This is a genomic window from Nonomuraea sp. NPDC049141 (genome assembly GCF_040648415.1).
In the GTDB taxonomy this organism is placed as follows: Bacteria; Actinomycetota; Actinomycetes; order Streptosporangiales; family Streptosporangiaceae; genus Nonomuraea.
The window spans coordinates 1-2,824 of sequence record NZ_JBEZDR010000109.1 but is presented as its reverse complement, the minus strand read 5'-3'; the positions used below and the strand labels follow the sequence as shown (position 1 = coordinate 2,824).

At 68.8% G+C, this 2,824-nt stretch carries 1 protein-coding gene; it reads left to right on the top strand.

Features of this window, described 5'->3' with window-relative positions; genetic code table 11:
• Positions 1 to 151: 151 nt before the first annotated feature.
• The coding region (locus AB0B91_RS64800; RefSeq protein ID WP_358342950.1) for a UPF0182 family protein at positions 152 to 2,824 on the top strand (2,673 nt) is incomplete at its 3' end.

Here is a 2,824-nt window from a genome sequence, read left to right as displayed (position 1 = left end):
CGTCGACGCTTCCGCCGCGCGGCGCGACGCCCTGTGACCTTGGACCGACCCGTTCAGGAACACCCCGTACTCTGGGTGCCTGGTCGGAGCCGATCACATCGAGCGTGCGGAGCCAACAGTGGTCATGAAGAGCAGCAGCCCCCTGCCGAGGATGAGCCGACGCGGACGCGTCACGATCGGTGTCCTGGTCGGGGTGTTCGTGCTCTTCACCCTGCTCGGCTGGGGTGTCCAGGCGTGGACGGACTGGCTGTGGTTCGACGAGGTCCGCTACACCGGGGTCTTCACGGGGGTGCTGACGACCCGGCTGCTGCTCTTCTTCGTCGTCGGCCTGGGCATGGCGCTGATCGTCGGCGGCAACCTCTGGCTGGCCCAACGGCTGCGCCCGCGCATGCGCCCGCACTCGCCCGAGCAGGCCACCCTGGAGCGTTACCGGATGCTGCTGGGCCCCCGGCTCGGCCTGTGGATCGCGCTGGTCGCCGCCGTGGTCGGCCTCTTCGCCGGGCTGTCGGCGCAGAGCCGGTGGAACCAGTGGCTGCTCTTCCGCAACGGCGGGGACTTCGGCGTGAAGGACCCGGAGTTCGGCATCGACGTCGGCTTCTACGTCTTCCAGCTGCCGTTCCTGCGCTACCTGCTCGGGGTGGGCTTCACCGCGGTGGTGCTCTCCGTGATCGGCGCGCTCGCCGTGCACTACATCTTCGGCGGCGTCCGGCTCCAGGGCGTCGGCGACCGGATGACCAATGCCGCCCGGGCCCACCTGAGCACGCTCGTCGCGGTCTTCGTCCTGCTGAAGGCGCTCGCGTACGTGCTGGACCGGCGCGCGATGCTGCTGGAGTACGGCAACGGCCCCGTCTACGGCGCCGGCTACGCCGACGTCAACGCGTTGCTGCCGGCCAAGGAGATCCTCGCGTACATCTCCATCGTGGTGGCGATCGCGATCATCGTCTTCTCCAACGCCTGGATGCGCAACCTCGTCTGGCCGGGCATCTCGCTGGCCCTGCTGGGCGTCTCCGCCGTCGCCATCGGCGGCGTCTACCCCTGGGCCGTGCAGACCTTCGAGGTCAAGCCCAGCGCGAAGGAGAAGGAAGCGCCCTACATCGAGCGCAGCATCAGGGCCACCCGCGCGGCGTTCGGCCTGGAGGCGGCCACCACCACGCCGTACGCGGCGAGCAACCTGAGGCCGCCGGCGACCCTCGCCACGGACACCTCCGTGGTGCCGAACATCCGGCTGCTCGACCCGCAACTGGTCTCCGAGACGTACACCCAGCGCCAGCAGGTCCGGCAGTTCTACGACTTCGGCGAGAAGCTGGACGTCGACCGCTACGGCGTCAACGGCAAGGTGCAGGACTACGTGGTCGGCCTCCGCGAGGTCAACTACCGGCAGCTGACCCCCCAGCAGAACACCTGGATCAACCGGCACACCGTCTACACCCACGGCTACGGGCTGGTGGCGGCGCCCGGTAACCGGGTGGTCTGCGGCGGCCAGCCCTTCTTCGTCTCCGGTTTCCTCGGCGACCCGCAGGAGCAGCAGAAGGAGCAGGGCCAGCAGACGGGCGAGCAGTGCGCCTCGCAGACCGAGCAGATCGCGGCCAAGCAGCCCCGCGTCTACTACGGCGAGCGGATGGACGCCAGCGACTACGCGATCGTCGGCCAGAGCGACCCGGAGCGGAAGGCCGAGTTCGACCGTCCGGTCGGCGAGGGCGGCGAGTCCTACACCTACACCGGCGAGGGCGGCGTCGAGATCGGCTCGTTCACCCGGCGGCTGCTCTACGCGATCAAGGAGCAGGAGTCGAACTTCCTGCTCTCCGACGCGGTCAACGACAACTCCAAGCTGCTCTACGTGCGCAACCCCCGCGACCGGGTGGAGAAGGTCGCGCCGTTCCTCACTCTCGACGGCGACCCGTACCCGGCCGTGGTCGACGGTCGGATCCAGTGGATCATCGACGGCTACACGACGGCGGCGACCTACCCGTACGCGGAGCGCATCAACCTCCAGGAGCAGACCACCGACGAGCTGACCGGGCGGGGCACCTTCCAGCTCGCCCGGGAGAACGTCAACTACATCCGCAACTCGGTGAAGGCCACCGTCGACGCGTACGACGGCACGGTCCGGCTCTACGAGTTCGACGAGACCGACCCGGTGCTCAAGGCGTGGAACAAGGCGTTCGGCGGCGACCTGGTGGTGCCGAAGGCGGAGATCCCGGCGGAGCTGGCCGAGCACTTCCGCTACCCGGCCGACCTGTTCAAGGTGCAGCGCAACCTGCTGACCCGGTTCCACGTGACCGACCCGGGCGCCTTCTACTCGGAGACGGACTTCTGGCAGGTGCCGAACGTGCCGGACGCCCCCGACACCGGCCAGAAGCAGCCGCCCTACTACCTCTTCACGCAGTTCCCCGGCCAGGAATCGGCGCGCTTCCAGCTCACCTCGGCGGTCACCCCGAACGGCCGGGAGAACCTCGCGGCGCTGATCTCCGGGTCGTACGTGGACGGGCAGCCGAGGCTGGAGGTGCTCGACCTGCCCGACCAGACCCGGATCTCCGGCCCGGTGCAGGTGCACCAGTCGATGACGAACAACGCCAACATCCGGCAGCAGCTCAACCTGCTCCAGTCCCAGCAGGCCCAGGTGCAGTACGGCAACCTGCTCTCCCTGCCGTTCGGCGACGGCATGCTCTACGTCGAGCCGGTCTACGTGAAGACCGCCGCGCAGAACGCGCCGCCGCTGCTGCAACGGGTGCTGATGTCCTACGGCGACGGCGGCTCCTACGTGGTGCTGGCCAACAACGTGGCCGACGGCATCAAGCAGCTCATCGAGCAGGGCAAGCAGGCC